Here is a 2,080-nt window from a genome sequence, read left to right on the forward strand (position 1 = left end):
TACCTACTATAGTAGGTAGCCGGGAATGTGACGAACAGTCGTTTAAAATCGCCCGGGGTCGCCTCGCAATCGCCGCGCGCCGAGACCTCGCCCGGGCAGACAAGGAGCATCGATGTACAAGGGACGTAACCCGCGCCGCCTTCTCGGCCTGGCCTGCGCGGTTTTTCTGAGCGGCTGCGCCGTGGGGCCGGACTATCAGCGCCCGGCGCTCGCGCTGCCGGACACCTTGCCCGCCCAGGTCACGCTCAGCGGCGCCGAGCGCCAGGCCTGGCGCCACTGGTGGCGCCAGTTCCAGGACCCGCATCTCGATGCCCTGGTCGAGCGCGCCACCGACGACAACCTGGAGCTCGCCGTGCAGTTCGGGCGCATTCGTCAGGCGCGTGCCCAGCTCGGTTTCGCCGACGCCGAGCGCTACCCGAGCATCGGCTACCAGCTCGAGGCCAACCGCGAACGCACCCCGGGCGCGTCGATTCCCATCGACATCGATCCGGTACAGGACCTGCTCACCTCGACCAACGACCAGTTCTCGCTGGCGGGCAGCCTCGAGTACGAGCTGGACCTGTGGGGGCGGCTCGCTCGTCAGCGCGAGGCGGCGCTGGCCACCTTCAACGAAAGCGTGTTCGCCCGGGACGCCGCCGAGATCGGCGTGATCGCCGACGTGGTCACCACCTATTTCGATCTCAAGAGCGCCGAGGCCCAGCAGCGCATCCTCGAACAGACCGAGACCACCTACCAGGAAACCTACCGCCTGCAGAAGCTGCGTTTCGACGTCGGCGACATCAGCGAGCTCGCCTTTCGCCAAGCCGAGGCCGAGTGGCGCGGGGTGAAAAGCGAGCTGCCCCAGGTCACCCGCCAGGTGCAAACCCTCAAGGGGGCGCTGGCGATATTGGTCGGCATGACCCCGCGCGAGCTGATGGCGACCCTCGACTACGGCGATACCGCCCTCACCGAGATCGCCGAGCCCCGTCGCCTGCCGGGCCTTCTACCCTCGGAGCTCCTGCAGCGCCGCCCGGACGTTCGCGCCGCCGAGGCGACGCTGATCGCCGCCAACGCCCAGGTGGGCGTGGCCGAGGCAGCGCGGCTGCCGTCGCTCAACCTCAACGCCTCGATCGCCAGTGTCGCCGCGAACTCGAGCGACCTGTTCACCGACAACGCCCGCGCCTGGGGGCTGGGCGCCTCGATCGTCGGCCCGCTGCTGGACTTCGGTCGCACCCGCGCCAACGTCGAAAGCGCCCAGGCCCAGGTGGAGCAGGCCGAGGCCCAGTACCGGCTGACGGTGCTCACCGCCTTCAACGAAGTGCGCGATGCGCTCAACAACTACACCCTGAGCGAGCAGCGCATCGAGGCCGTGGAGGCGCAGCTTGCGGCGATCGAGCGGGCGCGCGACCTGGCCGTGCTGACCTACGACCAGGGCCAGAGCAGCATGCTCGAGCGCCTGGATGCCGAACGCTCGCTGCTCTCCGCCCGCCTCGACCGGGCCGCGGTACAAAACGAGCGGCTGACGGCGCTGGCGACCCTGTTCAAGGCGCTGGGCGGCGGCTGGGAGGAGCGCGCAGTGGCGGCGCGCTAGCAGCGCAAGGCGGCGAAATCGCGCAGCCGAGAGCCAAGCCGGTAAAGCTCTGTTACTATCCGAAGCTACTTAACAAAGCTACTTAACCGCTTGTTTTCCCGCTGCCCGCCGGAGCCGCCATGCACGACGTCATCGCTCGCATCGAACCCGTCGATTTCCGGATGGGAAAGCGGGCGCAAGCCTACCTCGATACCCTCACCAAACCCCAGGGCAGCCTGGGCCGCCTCGAGGCGCTGGCCGTCTCGCTGTGCCAGATCGGCCATACCCTGGCGCCCCGGGTCGACCCGCCCGGCGTGATCGTCTTCGCCGCGGACCACGGCGTGGCCGAGGAGGGCGTCTCCGCCTTTCCCCAGGAAGTGACCGCGCAGATGGTGGCCAACTTCGCCCGCGGCGGTGCGGCGATCAACGCCTTCGCGCGTCAAGTCGGCGCGCGCATGGAAGTGGTCGACGTGGGCGTGGCAGGCGGGGTTCGCGCCCCCGGCGTGATCGATGCCAAGGTGCGCGCCGGCA

Annotated in this window: 2 protein-coding genes; both read left to right on the forward strand. The window is 69.0% G+C overall.

Going from position 1 to position 2,080, the window contains the following annotated elements:
- The first annotated feature begins 112 nt into the window (after positions 1-112).
- Positions 113-1,570 carry an efflux transporter outer membrane subunit gene (locus BIS11_RS16085; protein WP_253425042.1) on the forward strand — a complete coding sequence of 486 codons (1,458 nt, stop codon included), beginning with the start codon at positions 113-115 and terminating at the stop codon, positions 1,568-1,570.
- A gap of 119 nt (positions 1,571-1,689) precedes the next feature.
- The coding region (locus BIS11_RS16090; protein WP_253586533.1) for a nicotinate-nucleotide--dimethylbenzimidazole phosphoribosyltransferase at positions 1,690-2,080 on the forward strand (391 nt) is incomplete at its 3' end.

It is taken from the genome of Halomonas sp. 707D4 (assembly GCF_024158685.1).
Taxonomy (GTDB): domain Bacteria; phylum Pseudomonadota; class Gammaproteobacteria; order Pseudomonadales; family Halomonadaceae; genus Vreelandella.

Bases quoted from the DNA above. Each gene is read 5' to 3' on its own strand.
- BIS11_RS16085 (WP_253425042.1), top strand. From the start codon at position 113: ATGTACAAGGGACGTAACCCGCGCCGCCTTCTCGGCCTGGCCTGCGCG.